The organism is Sulfitobacter sp. HI0129 (assembly GCF_001635395.1).
GTDB lineage: Bacteria > Pseudomonadota > Alphaproteobacteria > Rhodobacterales > Rhodobacteraceae > Sulfitobacter.
The window spans coordinates 1-235 of record NZ_LWGH01000836.1 but is presented as its reverse complement, the minus strand read 5'-3'; the positions used below and the strand labels follow the sequence as shown (position 1 = coordinate 235).

The window sequence follows — 235 nt, the reverse complement described above, 5'->3', positions numbered from 1 at the left end:
GGGCAAGCGTGACCCCCAGCCGCTGGACGAAGACCCAGCCCCAGACCGCCGCCACCAGCCCGGCGACGGCCCCCGCCAGCGCCTGCCCGTAGATGACCCCCGGCGCGCCGAAGAGCGCCCCCAGCATCACCGCCGCAGGCCAGCTCAACGCGCCGTCCTTGATCCAGTTCACCAATGTGGACCACCCGGGCCGCCCGAGGTTGTTGAAGGCCGCGTTGCTGACGAAAAGCCCGCC

At 72.3% G+C, this 235-nt stretch carries 1 pseudogene; it reads right to left on the bottom strand.

Annotated features, from left to right (window positions below):
- Nucleotides 1–235, bottom strand: a pseudogene (locus A3764_RS25400) (MATE family efflux transporter); the annotation flags it as partial.